At 56.4% G+C, this 19590-nt stretch carries 19 protein-coding genes; 9 read left to right on the top strand and 10 right to left on the bottom strand.

Annotation, left to right across the window (positions count from 1 at the left end):
* Positions 1-169 precede the first annotated feature (169 nt).
* Positions 170-1597, bottom strand: a complete 1428-nt coding sequence (locus AC13DE_RS10990) for an IS1182 family transposase (RefSeq protein ID WP_483047839.1) — start codon at positions 1595-1597, stop codon at positions 170-172.
* Positions 1598-2340: 743 nt separating this feature from the next.
* Between AC13DE_RS10990 and htpX the strand changes: the two genes are divergently transcribed.
* Positions 2341-3264, top strand: a complete 924-nt coding sequence (gene htpX, locus AC13DE_RS10985; protein ID WP_483047838.1) for a zinc metalloprotease HtpX — start codon at positions 2341-2343, stop codon at positions 3262-3264.
* 402 nt (positions 3265-3666) lie between these two features.
* Here htpX and AC13DE_RS10980 read toward each other — a convergent pair whose 3' ends face one another.
* The gene (locus AC13DE_RS10980; protein ID WP_483047837.1) at positions 3667-4386 is read right to left on the bottom strand and encodes a YetF domain-containing protein; all 720 of its coding nucleotides are present in this window, start codon (positions 4384-4386) and stop codon (positions 3667-3669) included.
* 716 nt (positions 4387-5102) lie between these two features.
* Between AC13DE_RS10980 and AC13DE_RS10975 the strand changes: the two genes are divergently transcribed.
* Together AC13DE_RS10975 and AC13DE_RS10970 are read left to right on the top strand one after the other, a co-directional pair.
* Positions 5103-5951 carry an SDR family oxidoreductase gene (locus tag AC13DE_RS10975; protein WP_483047836.1) on the top strand — a complete coding sequence of 283 codons (849 nt, stop codon included), beginning with the start codon at positions 5103-5105 and terminating at the stop codon, positions 5949-5951.
* Positions 5952-6014: 63 nt separating this feature from the next.
* Entirely contained in the window at positions 6015-6524 is a 510-nt protein-coding gene (locus tag AC13DE_RS10970) for a CinA family protein (RefSeq protein WP_483047835.1), read from the top strand.
* Positions 6525-6748: 224 nt separating this feature from the next.
* Here the strand turns inward: AC13DE_RS10970 and AC13DE_RS10965 are convergent, their stop codons facing one another.
* The 8 genes from AC13DE_RS10965 to AC13DE_RS10930 all read right to left on the bottom strand — a co-directional run bounded on the left by AC13DE_RS10965 (position 6749) and on the right by AC13DE_RS10930 (position 14987).
* Entirely contained in the window at positions 6749-8263 is a 1515-nt protein-coding gene (locus tag AC13DE_RS10965) for an amidase (RefSeq protein WP_483047834.1), read from the bottom strand.
* Between the two features lie 43 nt (positions 8264-8306).
* Positions 8307-8606: a putative quinol monooxygenase gene (locus AC13DE_RS10960; RefSeq protein ID WP_446297431.1), complete on the bottom strand. Its 300-nt coding sequence runs from the start codon at positions 8604-8606 to the stop codon at positions 8307-8309.
* Between the two features lie 32 nt (positions 8607-8638).
* Positions 8639-9340: an ABC transporter ATP-binding protein gene (locus tag AC13DE_RS10955; RefSeq protein ID WP_446297430.1), complete on the bottom strand. Its 702-nt coding sequence runs from the start codon at positions 9338-9340 to the stop codon at positions 8639-8641.
* Positions 9340-10074, bottom strand: coding sequence for an ATP-binding cassette domain-containing protein (locus tag AC13DE_RS10950; protein WP_446297429.1), 735 nt, complete (start codon positions 10072-10074; stop codon positions 9340-9342). Before AC13DE_RS10950 ends, AC13DE_RS10955 begins: the two co-directional genes overlap by 1 nt.
* Positions 10071-11144: a branched-chain amino acid ABC transporter permease gene (locus AC13DE_RS10945; protein ID WP_446297428.1), complete on the bottom strand. Its 1074-nt coding sequence runs from the start codon at positions 11142-11144 to the stop codon at positions 10071-10073. The genes AC13DE_RS10950 and AC13DE_RS10945 overlap by 4 nt, the downstream gene beginning before the upstream one ends.
* A gap of 5 nt (positions 11145-11149) precedes the next feature.
* Positions 11150-12010 carry a branched-chain amino acid ABC transporter permease gene (locus AC13DE_RS10940; RefSeq protein WP_446297427.1) on the bottom strand — a complete coding sequence of 287 codons (861 nt, stop codon included), beginning with the start codon at positions 12008-12010 and terminating at the stop codon, positions 11150-11152.
* Between the two features lie 118 nt (positions 12011-12128).
* The gene (locus tag AC13DE_RS10935; protein ID WP_446297426.1) at positions 12129-13370 is read right to left on the bottom strand and encodes an ABC transporter substrate-binding protein; all 1242 of its coding nucleotides are present in this window, start codon (positions 13368-13370) and stop codon (positions 12129-12131) included.
* Positions 13371-13469: 99 nt separating this feature from the next.
* The gene (locus tag AC13DE_RS10930) at positions 13470-14987 is read right to left on the bottom strand and encodes an amidase (protein ID WP_483047833.1); all 1518 of its coding nucleotides are present in this window, start codon (positions 14985-14987) and stop codon (positions 13470-13472) included.
* Positions 14988-15391: 404 nt separating this feature from the next.
* On the opposite strand from AC13DE_RS10930, the gene AC13DE_RS10925 reads away from it, so the two are divergent.
* From AC13DE_RS10925 to AC13DE_RS10900, 6 genes are all read left to right on the top strand, one after another.
* Positions 15392-16618, top strand: a complete 1227-nt coding sequence (locus tag AC13DE_RS10925) for a transporter substrate-binding domain-containing protein (RefSeq protein ID WP_483047832.1) — start codon at positions 15392-15394, stop codon at positions 16616-16618.
* Positions 16619-16620: 2 nt separating this feature from the next.
* A complete protein-coding gene (locus tag AC13DE_RS10920) occupies positions 16621-17235 on the top strand; it encodes an ANTAR domain-containing response regulator (RefSeq protein WP_483047831.1) in 615 nt (204 codons plus the stop codon).
* 139 nt (positions 17236-17374) lie between these two features.
* Positions 17375-17944, top strand: a complete 570-nt coding sequence (locus AC13DE_RS10915) for a carboxymuconolactone decarboxylase family protein (protein ID WP_446297422.1) — start codon at positions 17375-17377, stop codon at positions 17942-17944.
* A 114-nt stretch (positions 17945-18058) separates the two neighbouring features.
* Complete coding sequence (locus AC13DE_RS10910; protein WP_483047830.1) at positions 18059-18232, top strand: hypothetical protein; 174 nt, start codon at positions 18059-18061, stop codon at positions 18230-18232.
* 1 nt (position 18233) lies between these two features.
* Complete coding sequence (locus tag AC13DE_RS10905; RefSeq protein ID WP_483047829.1) at positions 18234-18878, top strand: DsbA family oxidoreductase; 645 nt, start codon at positions 18234-18236, stop codon at positions 18876-18878.
* Positions 18879-18881: 3 nt separating this feature from the next.
* On the top strand, positions 18882-19496 hold the full coding sequence (locus AC13DE_RS10900; protein WP_483047828.1) for a TetR/AcrR family transcriptional regulator: 615 nt from the start codon (positions 18882-18884) through the stop codon (positions 19494-19496).
* The last annotated feature ends 94 nt before the right edge of the window (positions 19497-19590 follow it).

Raw genomic sequence — 19590 nt, 5'->3', positions numbered from 1 at the left:
GGCCGAGGCTGTGTGGAAACGCATTTGATTGCGTGTTTTGGACCTCTGTTTTTCCGCCCATGGCGTTTTTCTATTCCAGGAGCGCCATTTGTCCCATATGGGGTCCTATTTCATCGGGTCGGGGCTTTGATCGCGGGATCTGCCCGACAATTAGCGCTGTTTGGCTCAATTACACCCTCAACGCGGCCATCAAAGGGGCAATCCCGATGATCTTGAGGACCCGCTTGAAGTTATACGCCAAGACATGGAGGCTCATCTCTGCGGCGACCTTTTCGCGTGTTCGGGTCAGGAAATGAGTGTATCCCATCCAAGCCTTCAACGTTCCAAAGGGATGCTCAACGGTTGATCTACGGACCTGCATCGCGTCAGGTTTTTCTTCCAACCTGCGCTCGATATCATCCAGCACGTCTTCTTGATCCCAGCGTCGGATGCGGCGCAGTTTCTCGGTCGTGCAGCGCGGCTTGAGATGGCAACTGAAACAGGCCGACAGATGCCGGTAGAAGTTGATGTCGCTTTGACGATCTGACCGATGGGCACCTTTGGTCAGGCTCTGACCTGCCGGGCAGATATAAACATCGTTTTGTGCGTCGTAGATAAAGTCCTGCTTGATGAAGAACCCTCGTTTGAGACCACTCGATGTAAGCGGCTTGGGCACATAGGTTGTGATGCCAGTGTTGGCGCACTCAAGCAGTTGTTCGCCGCCGTAATATCCTCGATCTGCGACAACCGTGATCTCTTCGCCGCCAATTGCCAAGCGCGCTTGGTTGGCCATCTTCACCAATTGCCCTCGATCACTGCCCGATGATGTCACTTCGTGTGCCACAATCAGATGATGCTCAACATCAACGGCTGTTTGTACGTTGTAGCCGACAATGCCGCCGCCCCGATGCCGCATGGAGCGTGCGTCAGGATCAGTCAAAGATACCTGGGCATCTGGTGCGTTTTGAACCTTGATCTCGATGGCTTTCAATTCCTCCAGTTGTTCTTTGAGTTTGATGATGCGTTCGTGCAAATGAGCAATCTTGCCTGGCGGCAAAGCGGGCTCATTGCGGTCAGCCGCGTCCAGCTTGGAAAGGTAGCGCTCGATACTGGTTTCAATGTCCGACAGTCGCCGCCTCACCTTGGCAGGCGTGAAGTTCTTATCCCGGTTGTTCACCGCTTTGAACTTGCTGCCATCAATCGCAACACCGTCACCGTTCAACAGACCGACGTGACGACATAACATCACAAACTGACTGCACACCTTGCGGATTGCTTTGCTGTTATCGCGCCTGAAATCCGCAATTGCTTTGAAGTCGGGTGCAAGACGACCGGTCAACCACATCATCTCGACGTTGCGACCTGTCTCCAGCTCCAGTCGGCGGCTCGATTGAATGCGGTTGAGATATCCGTAAACATAGATCTTCAGTAAAACCGCCGGATGATAACCGGGCCTTCCTGTCGCGGCAGCGTCACTGAAACCCATATCGACCAGATCAAGTGCATCAACAAACGCGTCCACAGCACGAACCGGATTACTGTCGCCCACGAAGTCCTCAAGATGGTCGGGGAATAGAACCCCTTGCTCTCGATTATCACCTTCAATGAAACGCTTCATCCGACATCTCCTGATTACTCATTCAGAATAGTAGAAATATACGTTTCCACACAGCCTCGGCCCCAAGCCGCCGATCTTATTCCCAAACTCCTCCGCAAGGCCGACGTGCAGATCCCGCCATTGAACCAGTGACGCACGCACTGCGTCGCCGATTTGCGGATTGGACCAGCCCACCGCAATAAGCTCCTGAACAACGCGCACGTACCCGTCATCAAAATCGGCATCAAGAAAATCGCACGACTTCGCCCATTTCCGTGAGAGGGGACGGTAGGATCAGTAAATAGACGTGTCTGCCGTGCGAGCAACTGTTCGGTCATGTGCTGGTAGAGCGCAAGGGTCATGCCGGTTTTCGATCCGAAGTGGTACCTTATCTGAGTTATGTGCGTGTCTTCCGCATCCGCTACGGCCCGGGGTGGAAACGCCCCCAAATCAATTCGAGACCCGAAGGGACGACCTGTGAGGGCGGAGATCACAATCCAGTGGTGCAGCGTCGCGTTTCAGCGCTGATGCCGACCTGAAAATGCCAGCCCTTGGCGCACCGGAAAAATCGGAGTTGCTGCACGAAAGTCCCCGTGCTCCGAAAAGCTAAACAAGATACGAATGGGAAAGCAGACCAGGCCGCGACCGAAGCGGCACGCTCGCGAAACTCACTGGTTCCGTGTGGCAATCGCCCGTACTTGCACAGGTCAAATCCCTACCCATATGTCTGTTACGTTCGTAATACAGAAGTTCGGGAGAACAGGATGGGCTATGTAAAGACAGCGATGCTGATGGCGGCAATGACTGCGCTTTTCATGGGCGTAGGCTATCTGATCGGCGGTTCCGGTGGTGCCCTGATCGCGCTGGTTGTTGCGGCGGCAATGAATGCGTTTACGTGGTGGAATTCGGACCGCATGGTCCTGCGCATGCACAACGCACAGCCTCTGGCTCCCGGCGACCGGTTCGGTTTGCACGCCTTGACGGTAGAGCTCGCGCGGAACGCGGGCCTGCCGGATCCCAAGGTCTACCTGATCGATACGCCGCAACCCAATGCCTTTGCCACCGGGCGGAACCCTGCAAATGCGGCGGTGGCGGTGACATCGGGCCTGATACGCAGCCTCACGCGGGAAGAGCTGGCGGGTGTCATCGCGCATGAGCTGGCGCATATCCGCAATCACGACACCGCAATCATGACCGTCACAGCGACCTTCGCCGGTGCGATCTCGATGCTGGCGAACTTCGCGATCTTCTTTGGCGGATCGCGGGAGCGGCTGGGGCTGATCGGCACGCTGTTGATGATGTTCCTTGCGCCGATGGCGGCAGCATTGGTGCAGATGGCGATCAGCCGGACGCGGGAATATGCCGCTGACAAAGCGGGGGCCGAAATCTGTGGTCAGCCGCTTTGGCTGGCATCGGCGCTGGAGAAGATCGCAATGGGCGCGCCCCGCATCGACAATCACGCGGCAGAGCGCAATCCGGCGACGGCGCATATGTTTATCATCAACCCGCTACACGCCCATAAACACGATAGCCTTTTTGCGACCCATCCCGCGACCGAAAACCGCATAGCCGCCTTGCGTGCGATGTCCGCGCCAAGCGGGCGCTCGTCGGGCACTGTCGTCCCACCTGTGTCCCGCAGCCGGGTTCCGAAGGTGCGCAATGGCAAAAATTCCGGCCCATGGACCTGACAACCCCGTCATAGGTATGGGGGAACGCCTCCGTCGAGATTAGGCCAAAGGCCGTCCTTTGCCCAGTCTCGCGGGACCCCGAATAACGACCATCCCAAAGAGAACAGAAGGCCCATCCAGGGCCGCGACCGGGGGCACGATCATCACTGTCATCGCCCGGAGCGCGCGGGTCACATTCCCAACCCGAGGTTGTGTCGCCGATCCTCCATCTTGAGTTCAGGCACGGGATCCGCGGCCCATCAGATTTTGCAGTTTGGCAAGGTGGGTCTTGGCATCCGTAGGAGGTCCTGGTAATACAGCCAATCCTGTGTGCAATGGCCGCTGCCTCGGTACTTAGTAAGCGATGACGCTCATGATCCTCGCGATAGATGCGGAGACACAACTAGAGGTGGAGCTCGACAGTTACTGCACGTCGCGTTCAGGCAATCTTCCGGCCGTCCAGACTGTGGCACTGCAATGTGGGCAAACGTCTGGCGTATTGGCAGCCGCTTCGACGAGCGTTCCGCAATTGCGGCAGGCCAGCAACGTATTTTTCCCGGCCTCCGAGGTCCGGTCGCATATCTCGGGGGTGAAAACATCCCATGCAGGTTCAATTGGCAGTCCGGGTCGCGATGGTCTCGCCCGAAAGAAGCTGAAGCGGCCTGAGGACTCGAGATAGGCTTTTCTTACCTGGCCCAGATTGACATAGCCATGTTCACGCAAGTTTTCGAAAAGTTCACTTTTGCCGATTTTGTTATCTCGTAGGGTTTGCAAATTGATTACCCCATCCCGAATAACCTCGGTGGTTACGCCATCTATAAGCTTTTCGACCGATCGATAACGGAAGATCAAAAGATCGAGGATCTTATTTATCCCGACAACGCCGGTGATGACCAGAAACGCATGAAGAAGAGGCACTTCGGGGTAAAACATTGCGTCGCCGACGGCGGAACCCAGCGCGATGACGAGCAAGAATTCCACCGTTGACATCTGAGCGATGCTTCGCCCGCCGATCCACCGTATCAGCAGCAGCGCATAGGCATAGACCGCGCAAATCCGAAAAACTATCTCAAGATAGAACAGCGTGGGGTCTGTTCCGAAAAACATCCGTGTCAGGTCAAATGGAACGACTGGATCATTCATAAAGCTCAACGCTCCAAAATATCAAGCAAACGCAACGCGAGACGGTGCGGCCTTGACACCCCTCTACGTGAAAAGCACCGACTACACTCTCTTATCTGGCAGTTTGACTGCACGACGCCTAGTGACTTCACGCAGATCATACGTCCTGAATGATAAATTAGAGCTCAGCGCCCGACTGGATGGCCGCAATGACAGAGCCCGCGACCGCGGATCTCTGCTCGCTATCTGGATCGTCCGCCAAGAGAAATCGCACGGTCAGCACGTTGGACCCGCCCCCTCTGATGGCAGGGCTAAGAACGTCCGACGATTTTGCGGAAGCTTCGACAAACCAAGCCGGTATAAACCGAAGACGTCCTGACAATGATAGGACCCGTCGCACGGGCGGGCCGCCGCCGTGGCGCGTTAAAGCCACCTCGCGTTCGAACGCGGCGGGGCGGTATCAGCCCATTCAAACGCCGGTAATGCGCTGTTGAAGGGTTTGTCCTACACCATCCTTTGATGACATTATCGCCGGCACATTCCCAATTTTCAGTTGGTGTGTGTGATACTTCAATCCGCTCGAATCCGTGACAGGTCCAGGTGCTCGTGTCCGCGCTCGAAACCTTCGCCGCGAGAGGGTCAGCGCAATAATCCGCTGGCGGCTCCTTGCTACGGGAACCTCAAACGGTCCGCGTTGTTTTTTTCAAAATATAGGCAAATTGAAAGGAACGATTAGAATGTCTGGACAAATTGACCATAACGCCACAACGCGTCAGCCTGGCATCGAGAATGAGATGACCCCAAAGCCGGAGTACCACCCTCGGTATAAAGGATCTGACCGATTAAAGGGCAAAGTAGCTTTGATAACGGGCGGCGATTCCGGGATCGGTCGCGCGACAGCCGTACTCTATGCGCAAGAAGGCGCAAAAATAGCGATTGTTTACCGTGACGAGGACACGGATGCCGAAAAGACCAAGGACCTCATTGAGGCCGAAGGAAGCGAAGCAATTCTGCTAAGGGGGGATATCGGTCAAAAAGCGTTCTGCAAAGATGCGGTTCAGCAGACAGTCGATCAATTTGGTACCATAGACATTCTGGTTAACAACGCAGGAGAGCAACACGCGCAGGAAGATCCCGAGGATATCGACGAAGATCAGATAGAACGTACGTTTCGAACCAACATATTTGGCACGATCTTTATGACGCAACTGTCTTTGCCGCATCTGAAGGAAGGGGGGCGTATCATTTGCGTCACATCCGTTACTGCGTTTAAAGGTCAGGATCTGCTTATTGACTATGCGTCAACCAAGGGGGCCATTCTTGCCTTTGTGCGTGCGATGTCCAGTAAGCTTGCGCCGAAGGGTATCTTGGTGAACGGTGTCGCACCGGGTCCGATTTGGACCCCGTTGATACCGGCTTCGTTTCCGCCCGACAAAGTCGAGAGTTTTGGCGAAAACACACCTCTCGGCAGACCGGGACAACCTAATGAGGTCGCACCGGCGCTTTTGTTTCTGGCCTGTGAGGATTCGTCTTACATGACCGGCCAGGTCCTGCATCCCAACGGCGGAACATTGGTCGGAGGTTAAAGGACATGTCAGGGGCCCAATGTTGTTTTCCAGCGCTCTCTTGCGAAGCATCAGGAAATGAAAATGTTGAAAGACCTCTCATCAACGACCGAAGTCGCGGCACGTGCTACTGCAGTGATGCGAAACCTTACCGACCGAAATTGGTGCATCTCAACGGCAGAAAGCTGCACTGGCGGACTTGTCGCTGCGCTTTTTACTGATATCGAAGGCTGCTCTCATGCCTTTGACCGGGGGTTCGTCGTATACTCGGAAGAAGCGAAAGTGGCACTTTTGGGCGTCGATCCGAAGCTGTTGGAAGAAAAAGGTGCCGTCAGCAAAGAAGTGGCGCTGGCGATGGCCGAAGGCGCGGTAATGCGGTCAAACGCCGATATTGCCGTCGCCGTCACTGGTTTTGCCGGAGAAGCCGATACGGAAGATAAGGCAGGTCTGGTTCACATGGCACTTTGCCGACGCGGCGGTTCCACGGTTCACCAAGCCAAAAATTGGGGTGCGCAAGAGCGCGACAAGGTGCGGCAATTGAGCCTGCTGGCGTTGCTTGAAATGCTGGAAGGGGCCTTGGGCAGAAAACCATAGTCTTGCGCCGACCCCATGCCGACCATGCGGTGTACGCATCATTTGGGTTGAGGTGCCGAAGTTAGCGAAGGGCCGTTTCGTGAAAAAACCGACAAGCAAAATGCCCGCCTGTTTATCAAGGCGGGCATTTGAAGATTGTGGCTTACGATCGGCAATCTAACATGACCAGTCCGTTTTGCCGCTGCACTGGTGACCGAAAGAGGCTTGCCTGCTCCTGAGGGCGCTTACATCTTTTTCCAGTCGCCGAAACCCTCGAATGCGGATGCGGCCCGGTATATCGTGGCCTCGTCAAAGAATTTGCCCACCAGCATCATGCTTGCGGGAAGACCGCCCGACATGCCGCAAGGGATCGCCATTGCCGGGTGTCCGGTCACGTTGAAGGGGGCGGTATTGGGCAACATCTCGAACGCCCGCGACAGGATATCCTTGCGCGGACCACCCGCTTCGGGCAGCTTTGTCGCCTTCATCGGCAAGGTTGGCATCAGCAGCAGATCATAGCTGTCCAAGGCTTCGTCATAGGCTTCCTTCAGCTTGCGCGCCAGATTCTGTGCCTTGGCATAAAAGTGACCGCGATGATGGCGGATGCCGTATTCACCCACAAGCATCGAGATCTTCAACGTATCCGAAAGCTCGTCGGCCCGGTTTTGCCAACCCGCAAGGTGATCCAGCAGAGAAGTCGTATACAGGCCTTTCCAGTTCATTCCCAGACCGTTGCCGTTCATCATCTGAAATTGCAGACCTTCCAGAGCGATAGGTGACCAGATTGCCGGACCAAGCTTGTGCATCTCGACCGATACTTCCTCGACGGTGGCACCGTTCTTGCGCAAAAGGTCAGCCGCAGCGCGGACCTTTTCATCGACGTCTTTCTCGGAACTGTCGTGGCCGAAGCCTTCCTGCAGAATACCTATTTTGAGCCCCTTGACGTCCTTGTCCAGCGCATCGGTATATTTGGCCGTCTGCACGTTACACTGTCGTGGATCAAGCCCGTCGGCACCGGCCAGCACTTCCAGCATCAACGCGTTGTCCGCGACGTTGGCCGTCATCGGGCCGGTATGGTCGATGGTGGATTCGATAGGCATGATACCACTGTATGGCACCAGTCCATGGGTGCCTTTCATACCGTAAAGGCCCGAATAGGCGGCAGGTATCCGAATGGAACCCCCTTGGTCCCCGCCGATGGCCATGTCGACCTCGCCCGACCCGACAAGCGCCGCGCTTCCCGAGGACGAACCGCCTGCCGAATACCCTTTCTTGATCGGATTATGCACCGGACCGGGTTGCGACGTGTGGCTCCCGCCTGACAGGCAGAAGTATTCGCAAACCGCCTTGCCCTTGATCGTGGCACCAGCATCAAGAAGCCGGGTCACGATGGTTGCATCGATGTTCGGCACGTAGCCTTCAAGCAGGTTGGAGCCGTTGCGCATCGGGACGCCCGCAAGGCAGACGTTGTCCTTGAGCGCCACTGTCTTGCCTTTAAGCGGACCATCCGCCGCACCCTCGACGTCGACCTTCCATGCCCAGGCGTTGTGCTCGTTTTCGGAGGCGTCGGGGTGATAGCCGGTGACGCGCGGATATTTCACCGCAGGAAGATAGTCAGGCAGCGCATCGACCGCGTCATAGGCGGCCATGGTTGCATCAAGCTCCTCATGGAAAAAGTCGAGATCTTCGGGCGAAAAGTTCATTCCCATGCTCTCGGCCAATTCGTTGAGCTGTCTTTTGTTCGGGCGGGTTACCGGCATGTTTTATACTCCTGAGCTGTTGGTTGGCTTGTTTTTGTTGAAGTTACTTTCGGGCGACCTGAAGGCTCACAAGAACCTCTGGCGGGGCCGTGAGCTTGGTTTCGGCCACCTCGAAAAACCGAGCGACGGCGTCGGATTCGTTGTGCCGCTTCATCGCGGCTTCGTCTGAAAAGCATTCGACAGTCGTGAACAGCACCATTTCGCCTTCGTCACAACGCAAAACCATATAATCCAGGGTGTCGGGTTCGTGTTCACGGGCGTCATCTACCACGTCGGCAAGCGCCCTCTGGACCGACTCCGCGTTGCCGGTCATGCAGGTGATTTGAACTGTCTGAACGATCATCACACTTTCCTTGTTTCAACTGTCCGCATGAGTCATCCCATGCCTACAAATTCATTGACCACCTCGGGGTCATTAAGGTCGTTGGCAGTGAGGGTGCGGGTCACGTTGCCCCGATGGATAATCAGCACCCGATCAGATAGCGCCTGAATGAAATCGAGGTTTTGCTCCACCAACACGATTGACATGTTTGACCGTTTGCGTATCGCCAGAAGCAGGTCGGCAATCTCGTCGATGATCGACGGTTGGATGCCTTCCGTAGGCTCATCCAGCAACATCACCCGGGGCCGTCCGCACAGGCAGCGCGCAATCGCCAGAAGCTGCTGTTCGCCACCGCTCAGCGCGCCGCCGTTGCGGTCGAGAAGACGTTCAAGACGGGGGAAATCAGCCAGGACCTCCTCTACGATACCGCCGCGCTTTTCAGCACCGGAGAGCGCACCCATCATCAGGTTTTCGCGCACCGTAAGAGAGGGGAATATCTCGCGCCCCTGCGGCACATATCCGATCCGCATGCGCGCACGCTTGTGCGCACCTGCGTCAGTGATCGGTTCGCCGTCAAGCGAGATGCTTCCCGACATGGGCTTGATGTGACCGATCAGCGTACGCATCAAGGTGGTCTTGCCCATTCCATTGTGACCCAGGATGCCAACATATTCATTGTCATCCACCCGCAACGACAGGCCGTGCAGGATAGGCAGGGCACCGTAACCGGAAATAAGATTTTTTGCTTCGAGCATCAGACAACCTCCGTCCGGCCAAGGTAGACATTCCGCACTTCGGGATCCCTGAGCACGACATCGACATGCGCTTCGCGTAGGATCTTGCCCCGGTGAAAGACCGTGACGACATCTGCGATCCGCTTGATGAACTGCATATCGTGTTCAACCACCACGATCGTGGTCGTGGTGTTGAGCGCCTTGAGAAGCTCGGCTGTCCGTACCCGTTCTTCCTGATCCATACCGGCCGAAGGTTCGTCAAGCAGGATAAGACGGGGGCTGCGAGCCATCACCATGCCGATCTCGACCCATTGTCGTTGGCCGTGCGCCAGCTCGCCTACCAGCTTGTGGACGAACGCCCCGAGCTTGAGTTCATCGACAACCCTTTCGACACGCCGGTCCGCGGTCTTTTTATCGGTGTCGAATTGCGCGGCCAGCCAAAGGTTTTCCCGCGCTGACAGACCATCGAAGACATCGGGCTTCTGGTTCTTGATGCCGATGCCCTGGCGGGCGATCTCGAAGCTGGAAAGCCCGGTCACGTCATCGCCGTCGAACAGGATCTTTCCCGACGTTGGTGCAATTTGCCCGGTCAAGAGCTTGAAGAAGGTACTTTTTCCAGCCCCGTTCGGCCCGATCAGGCATCGCAGCTCGCCTTCCTTGAGGATGAAATCCACAGTGTCGGTGGCCCGGACCCCGCCAAAGCTCTTTACCAGTTGCCGCGTTTCGATCAGCGTTGTTCCTGCAACATCTTTCATAGGTCTGATCCTTTCTCAAGGTCGGACCCTTTCTTGATCCGGCTTTCGGGGCCGGCACCGACCAGCCTCAACAGCAGGTTACCAAGTGTTGGGACCAACCCGTCCTTGAAGGCCAGCACGAATACGATCAGGATCACGCCGAGCACCAGGGTGACCTGGCCGACACCCTGCATGCCAAGCCATGACGTGAGGTACTGGATAATACCGACGCCCACGATGGGGCCAATCAGCGTGGCCTTGCCGCCAACGATGACCCAGATGATGACTTCTGCCGCGCGGTCCAAGCCAAACATTTCCGGTGCCACGAAGTTTCCCCAGATCGCGAACATGGTGCCCGAAAGCCCTGCAAGCGCGCCGGACAGGATGAACGCAAGCAGTTTGTAACGGCGTGCGTCATAGCCCAGCAGTTCAATGCGCTGTTCGTTTTCGCGAATGCCGATCATGACGCGGCCGAAAGACGTCGTGAGAAGCAACCTTAGACCGATGTAGACAAGGATCAGCAACGCCGCAGCAAGGTAATAAACGTGGTCGATAAACAGGGTGACTTCGGGGTTCCAGGGCACTTGAAGCGGCGGAACTCCGGGGATACCGTTCTGACCATTTAGCCGAACATCGCCCACGACATATTGCGACCCCGATGTGGCCCGCATGGCCTTGTTCATAATCAGCGTGATCACCAGCGTCATTACCGAAAAGTAAATGTCGCTCAGCTTGCCATAGACCATAAAATATCCCAGCACCGCCGCGAGAAGCATCGGCAGTACGATCCCCAGCAAAAAGGGCAGGGTGGTACTGTCGAAGTTCATTGCGGCGACCGCATATACATAGCCGCCGGTGCCGAAAAAGGCCGTCTGGCCAAAGCTGAGAATACCGATGTAGCCCCACAGGAAGCTCATGCTGAGCGCCAGCAACGCCAGCACCAGCACAACCGATAGGTCAAGAAGTTGCGCTAGGCCAAGGGTTTGGGGCAGAAGGGCTAATATGAGACTGGCGATCACGACAAACGCCCACCATGCAGCACCGGGGCGCTCGCCCGAGGGACTTTGCAATCTTTGAAGAAACTTTGCCATCGTTGTCAGATCCCTTTCCGCATGCGGCCGGTGATCCCCTGGGGCAGCAGACGCAGCATGACCACAGCGACAAAGAGCACACAGATTTCAGCAAGCACGGGTGAAAGTTCATAAGACACCACCCCGTCAATCACGCCGTACAGACCGGAGGCCGAAACCGTGCCGATCAACGGCCACGGGCCACCCGAGATGACGGTGATGAAAGCCTTGGAGATGTAAAACGACCCCATCGTCGGCGATGCGCCGAACAATGGTACCAGTAATGCACCGGCGAGCCCGGTGATCGCGGAGCCAAAGCCGAAGGTGAACATGTAGATCATCGAGGTATTGGTTCCCAGGGCCCTTGCCATTTCCGGGTTCTGCATGGTGCCGCGCACCAGCAGGCCGAGATTGGTGAAGCGCCAGATCGCGTAGGTACCCGCGAGCATCAGCAGCGCCGCCACGATCATCACCAGGCTGTAGCCGGGTACGTTCAGTCCGCCAAAGTTGACCGGGCCCATGTTGGAGGGCACGGATTGCGACTGCGGACCCGCGATGGTGGTGACAATACCCATGAGAAACAGGCTGATGCCCCAGGTGGCAAGTAATGTGTCAAGCACCCGACCATAAAGAAACCGGATCACTGTGCGTTCAACGATGACCCCGACCAGGCCAACGCCCAGGCCCGCGGCGAACATTGCCAGCCACAGCGGCAGCCCCAGATTGGACCCTAGCACGCAGAAATAGGCCCCCAGCATCAGGAATTCACCCTGAGCCAGGTTGATGACCTTCATCATCCCGAAAATAAGTGCCAGCCCAAGGCTGATCAGGATCAGAATGCTGAATGAGAACGCAATCTGATAGACGTATACCATCAATGAATCCATTGGCTTCTCCCATGGAAAGCCCTGCTTGATACAGCAGAGTGGAAATTTAGTGCGGCCCTGCCGACGCAGGGGGACGAACGGGTGGCCGCCCGACAAGGGCCGGGCGGCCTATACCGTCTCAGTCGAGCTGAACCTCATACTGAGTTGTGTCGTTGGGATTTTCATTGAGATTGCACACCAGCTGCGTATCAATCGGGGGCATCTGGTCGAAGGTCCGGATCGCCTCGAATTCCTGCTTGTCGTCCTGCACGGCCACGTGGATGTTCATGACCGTGTGATTGGTCTGGCCGTCAATGGTATAAAGACCGCCGGCACCTTCCACCGACGTACCCCCGAGCGCATCCATCACCGCGTCCGGTTCAGCTGAACCCGCGCGGCGTACGGCTTCGGCCCACAGCGCCATGCCGCGATAGCCGCCTTCGCCATATTCGCCGATATAGTCGTTCTCGCCGGTGTATTCCTTGAAACGACGCACGAAGTCATTGGCTGCAGGGGTGTCGAGACCATCGTAGAAGGAGGTGGCAAGGATGATGCCTTTCCCTTCTTCCGGTGCCAGTTCGACATGTTCGCGGCCGATGCTGTAGGTCGTCGACGCCAGCATCATCTCGTCGGTGCCAATCGTGGCATGGAACTGACGGTAAAAGCTCATGTGCGCAGCGCCTACCAGAGCGGACCAGACCACATCGGGCTTTGCGTCCTGAATGCGGGCAATCACGGATGAGAAGTTTGAAACATCAAGCGGTATGAACTCGACCGCAAGGTCTTCACCGCCCAAGTCGCGGATATACTTCTGCAACCACTTCGATGTGATGTGGCCATAGTTGTAGTCTGCCGCAAGGATGTACCCTTTCTTGCCGCCCAATTCCTTGACCACATAGGGGCAGAGCGCATCAAGCTGTTGGCCGGGGACCATGCCGGTCGAGACATGGCGGCGGTCACAGACCCCGCCCTCATAAAGCGAGTTATAGACATAAAGGCCCTTGAAGCGGCCTACGATCGGGCGGATCACCTCGCGGGACGAACTGGTCACGCCGCCGTGGATAACATCGACTTCATCACGCAGCAGCGCTTGTGTGGCGTATTGCGAGTAGAGCTGGTTGCTGGATTGCGCATCATAGAAAATCAGTTCGAGCGGGCGACCGAGCAGGCCACCGGCCTTGTTGATCTCGTCAGTCGCCATGGCGACCGCCTTCATCTGTTTGAGCGAATAAATATTCAGTCCGCCGGTCTGATCAAGAATGTTTGCGATCTTGATCGGTTTCTCCTGGGCAAGACCTGCCGTGGAAAGGGTGCCTTGCAGGCTTGCAAAGGCAAGGCCGCCGCTTGCGAGGCGGGTAAACTGTCTACGTGAAAGTTTCATAATGATACTCCATTTTCCCTGTTGTTGTTCTTGCGCGCATTACGAGGCGCATTGAGAGGCCACTTTTACCCGGCCGTCACACCGGGGTCCGTGGTCCGATTATCTGTCTTTCCAGTCGCCCATGCCTTCAAACACATGGGCGGCGCGGATCAGTGTGGATTCGTCAAAGTGCCGGCCCACCATCATCATGCCCACCGGAAGGCCATCGATCATGCCGACCGGAATGGTGAAGGCCGGGTGGCCGGTCACGTCGAACGGACAGGTATTGGCCTGCATGTTCAGGGCAGACGTGACATAGTCCTCGAGGCCGCAATCGTCGGCCGGGATCTCGGTGGCGGTGAACGGGATGGTTGGCATCACGATCATGTCGTGGTCTTTCAGCAGCGCATCATAAGCCGCGCGTAGCCCCCAACGAAGGTTCTGTGCTTTGGCGTGATATGTGCCATGCGTGGTCTGATGCATGTATTCGCCCAACAGCATGACCATTTTCACCGTCGCGGCCACATCATTGATGCGGGTGTCATAGCCTTTTCCCATGTGCGAGATAAAACTGGTGGGATAATAGCCATGCACGTTCGAGCCAAAGCCGTTCCCGCGGATCATCATCTCGGCAGCCCCTTCGAGGATGATACCGTTCCAGATATGCGGGCCGTCATAATGTTGCGGGATGGATACTTCGGTTACCTCCGCACCGGCAGAACGCAGCGCATCCACGGCGTCGCGCACAGTCTTGCTTACACCGGGGTCGCTTTCTTCGTGTTCGAACCCCTCTTTGAGCACGGCAATCCTGAGCCCTTTCACACTGCCTCCCAACGCGTCCATATAAGGCTGCGTCTTGGCCCCCACGGTGCGGGCATCCCAGCCGTCGTCCCCGGCGATGACGCTCAGAAGTCTGGCAGTGTCCTCGACCGTGGCGCACATCGGGCCAAGGTGGTCCATTGAATAGGATATCGGCATGGCCCCCGATGTCGGCACTAGCCCCCAGGTCGGTTTGAGCCCGTAGACGCCAGACCATGCGGACGGGGTGCGGATTGAGCCGCCTTGATCGCCGCCGATCGCCATCGGAACATCCCCGGCCGCGACAACCGCCGCGCTTCCGCCCGACGAACCACCAGCGCTGTGGGTCGGTTTGTGCGGGTTGCGGATGGGGCCATAGGCGTTGGTGTGGCTCGCACCCGAAAAGCAAAGATCCTCGCAGGCGGCCTTGCCCGCGATCGTGCCTCCGGCTTCCAGGATGCGGGTCACCAGCGTTGCGTCAACATCGGGCACAAAGCCTTCGAGCAGCGCCGATCCATTCATCAACGGCACGCCCGCCACACAGATGTTATCCTTGATCGCGACGGACTTTCCGGCCAACAGGCCGTCATCCTTCAGCTTGATATCGGTTTTCCAGTACCACGCATTAAACGGGTTTTCTTTGGCATCAGGGCGATAGCCCGGATCGCGCGGCGCGACCACGGGAAGCTTGGCTTCCGGCAACGTATCCAGTCGTTTGTATGATGCAATGGTGCCTGCCATCAGCCCGCGATAAGACGCCGCTTCCTCGCTGGACAGCTCAAGCCCCTTGTCCTTGGCGATGGAAAGAAGCTGGTTGATGGAGGGCATCGAAACGGACATCGGAGGAGCCTTTCTGCGGGATGGCAATGGGTCGAAACAACAGAATAGAAACAAAAAAAGCCCCTTGTCCCGGATCGGGAGAAGAGGCGCACATGCCTTCGGATTAAATATCCGGTGGTGTCAGAAGTTAAAACGTAACCCAGCAAGATTCCGTCTGATCCTGCCCGATCGGCACGTTACAAAACATGTCCGCACAGGCGGCAAGATCAAAAAAACCGGTCTAGAAAGCGGGCTTTACCACCCTCACGATAGGTCTTGCATGGCGTAGCATCGTTGCTACCACTTAACGCTGCCTCATAAATATTAACTTGTCAACTGGGTTGAGTTCCGTGACGCTGACGAGGGTCACTGGGGGTCGTGGAACGCAGTTATGACCAGGTATATTTGGATTAGGTGTAAAAGATATGTCACTGAATAATATACATAATGGCGTTGCGGAAATACCGGTTGGCATTCTTTATTCCATCACCGGGCCTTACGGTGATGTTAACGCCAGTATGGTCAATGCAGCGATTCTCGGGCTCGAGGAAGCCAACGCCGAGCTTGACGGTTCCTTTAAGCTGAAGCCCGTGTTCAAGGACTGCCACGGCAAACTTTCTACCTACAGTAAAAACTGTGAGCGGATGATCTATGAGGACGGCTGCCAGCACATCATCGGGTGCTACACGTCTGCGGCGCGCAAGCAGATTTTGCCCCTTTTGGAGCGTACAAACACGTTGCTATGGCATTCGGCACGGTACGAGGGCTTCGAGGCGAGCGAAAATGTGCTCTACCTCGGCGCGTCGCCCAACCAGCATCTGATCCCGTTGGTGCGCTATATTCTTGCCGCGATGGTACCTGAAATTTACTGCGTCGGGTCCAACTATATCTGGACATGGGAATCGAACCGCCTGCTGCGCGAGCAGATAATTGAAGGGGGCGGCCGAATTATTGCCCAAAGATTGGTCACAATGGGGGATCTCCATATCGACCACATCGTTTCCGAGATCATTTCATTGAAGCCGCCGGTGGTGTTCAATACTCTCGTAGGAGAGGCGAGCTATCGTTTCTATCGTGCGCTCTGGCGGGCTGTGTCGGCGCACCCGGATCTGGAACCAGGGGATATTACCGTCGTAAGTTGCAGCTTGTGCGAGGAAGAGCTCCCCTTCATCGGTGAACCGGCTTCTATCGGTCATCTGACATCTGCAACCTATTTCCGCAGCCTGGAGCGACTCGAGAACGTCGATTTCCTGACACGCTATCGCGAAAGGTTCGGCGATGATACCGCGCCGTCGGTGGACGCGGAATCGGCATATGTCTGTGCGCGGATACTGGGACGCTCAATCGCTGCGTCCGGTACCGATGCGGTCAGCGCGGTCCGCGATGCTGCCAAGACGTTTTCGTTTGAAGCGCCAGAAGGCACGGTGCGCATCGACCGCACGACCAATCACAGTTTTCTTACGCCGCGACTGGCGGTTTCAAGGCGCGGGTTTTCGTTTCAGATCATTTGGGAGGCCGCCGAGCCAGTTGACCCCGACCCGTTCCTGGTATGGCAGGGCGAGGCCCAGGCGCGCCCCGAGACCGAATGGAAGGCGAAGGGGGCGTCTGCACAGGCGCGTCATGTGGTCGACACCGAGGCGAAGGAGTCTTGAGCATGACGCGAAAGAAGCCTCGCATGTTGTTTCGCGGACTGCGTGCAATGATTTGGCATGACTGTGATCCCAACCGGCAATTTCTTGAGCTGTATTTGCAGCGTTTGGGGCTTCGGGTGTCTTGCTGCGGCGTCGGCGGCAAGCTTTGCGAGCGCGGTGAGTTCGACCTGCTGTTTTTCGACAGCGATCAGGATTTGCCTATCGGGGAACTGGACCTTGAGGTGCCGATGATTGCGCTGGTGGGGTCCGAAGCACCGTCGCGATTGCAATGGGTGTTGGGTCACAACGCGGCTTCGCTGATTTTCAAGCCGGTGCGCTCGGCGGGCATCTATGGCTCAATCGTGTTCGCGATGAACCAATACGAAGAAAGGCTGTCCATCGCTGCGCAGCAGGAGCGGCTCAACTCCAAGATCCGTTACCGCAAGTTGGTGATCTTCGCGGTCCTGAAAACCATGCGGGAACAAGGGTGTGACGAGGAGCAGGCATTTTCAGGACTGCGTCGGCAAGCAATGGAGCGCCGGATCACCATAGAGATGCTTTGCGCCGATGTTCTTGCCAAAAATCTGCCTGCCGGACACCTGCGCGACACTTGGCCGCTGGCGCACGACCGCCCCTGAAATTTTCATATGACACGATGCTTGCGTAGAGGTGCTCAACTTTTTTGAGTGATCGCTCAAATTGTATGTTGAGTGATCACTCAAGATGCGCTATTCCAGAAACATCGAACATGAAAACCTCTCCTTGAAAGGAAACACCATGGCAACCTTCCAGATACACACAATCGAATCCGCCCCAGAGGACGCAAAGCCGCTTTTGGAAACCTCGTTCAAGAATAATGGCCGCATTCCGGGATTGCACGGCACGATGGCCGCCGCCCCGCCGTTGCTTGCCGCATATAACTTTGCCCACCAACAGTTCATGGCGACCACGTTGACCAATGAGGAAAAAACCGTTGTCTGGCAGACTGTTAATGTCGAAAATAACTGTCACTATTGTGTGCCGGCTCACACCGGTATTGCGAAGATGATGAAGGTGGATGACGCGATCACCGAAGCGCTGCGTAATGAAACGCCGCTCCCGACGCCCAAACTTGAAGCGCTGCGCACCTTCACATTGGCAATGGTTCGGGACCGCGGCTTTGTATCCGATACCGACACACAGGCTTTCTTGGACGCGGGTTTCACGCAGACCAATATTCTGGAAGTCATCCTGGGTGCAGCGCAAAAGCTAATGTCCAACTACACCAACCATTTCGCAAATACCCCGGTGGACAAAGTATTCGAAAAGTTTGCGTGGGAAAAGAAAACCGCCGTCGCCGCCGAGTGATAAGCTGGACGGTGAAGTGCCGGAGTGGGGGACCGCTCCGGCATTTTCCCGTCTGGTCAGGGATGGGTATCATGCGCAAGAACGGTGAACTCGCAAAAGTGGCGGCATCGTTCAGTGGCATCATTTTTCGCGCGGATCCTTACCGGCACGATGGCAAACGCGGGTCGCAGTACCTATATTGTTGTCCGGCTGATGGCAACCGCCGTGGCTGTCGCGTTCGGCGGCAAAGATTTACGTCTGTGGCTTGGGGATAATCGTCAGGTCATCGGCCATGACCGGAGAGTTTGAAATGACTGAACCTTTACGTATCGACATTGTATCTGATGTCATGTGCCCGTGGTGTGTTATCGGCTATCGCCAACTGTCAACGGCACTGGACGCAACCGGAACGCCTCATGAAATTCACTGGCATCCGTTTGAACTGAACCCGCAGATGCCCCCCGAGGGTCAGAACACCCGCGAGCACATCATGGAAAAGTACGGCAGCACGCCGGAACAGTCCGAGCAATCGCGCCAACAGATGAAAGCGCTCGGAGACAGTCTGGGATTTGAATTTGCCTGGGCCGAAGATTCGCGCATGCACAACACGTTCAACACCCATCAATTGTTGCATTGGGCGGGTACGCAAGGCCGGATGCACGACCTGAAGCAGGCGCTTTTCACCGCCCATTTCACAGAACGTCGCAACCTGTCCGACAATGATGTTCTTGCAGATATCGCGGCTGAAATCGGGTTGGACCGCACCGAGGCCGAAGCCGTGCTTGCAGATCAACGCTTTGCCAATGAGGTGCGCGGGGCGGAACAGTTCTGGCAGCAACAAGGTATTTCCGGCGTGCCGGCCATTGTTTTCGACCGCAAGCACCTTGTCACCGGGGCGCAGGGGGTCGAGAATTACACCAGCATTCTGAACCAACTTGCCGAGATGAGAGGCTGACCCATGCCCCGTACTGCCAATTACGATCGTGATGCCGCACTTGATGCGGCCATGGCTGTGTTTTGGCGTAAAGGGTACCATGCGACATCCTTGAAAGACTTGGAGTCCGCGTTGGAGATGAAACCGGGAAGCATTTATGCGGCCTTCGAAAGCAAGCAGAACCTCTATCTCTTGGCCCTCGAACGCTATTTCGAAACGTCCCGAAGGGCTTTTCGCGCACAAATGGCCAAGGCTGCAACGCCGCTTGCAGGCTTGGCCGCACAGTTCCGGAACTATGCGGAATTGGCGCAGGAAGATCCTTCGCGCCGGGCCTGCATGCTGATGAAAACAGTTATTGATACGGCATCCACCGATCCGAAAATTACCGAGGTATCGCAACGCTATCTTGATCGGATGTGCGCTGAATTCGCAGAAGGTTTCGAAGCCGCCCGTATCGCAGGCGAGCTGCCGGATGATGCGGACCCCATGCGGCTTGCGCGACGCTATCAAGCCAATGTCTCTGCATTGCGCGTTGAATTGCTGCGCGGCATTTCTCGGGAAGATGTCTCAAACCTTGCCGCTGATATGGCACAAGAGACTTTGGAACTGCGACGCCCGACCGATCACGCGCCCTATTGATCAAGCTGATGTAGCTGTCCGGACGCCATGAAGCGTGATGTGCGGCGCGCGCACAAGATTGTCGATCGGGCCCTTTGTTGATGCTTTCGGACGT

Source organism: Sulfitobacter sp. L-8 (assembly GCF_056859255.1).
Note: the sequence above shows the minus strand (reverse complement) of the source record. Positions and strands in the feature narration are given on the sequence as shown.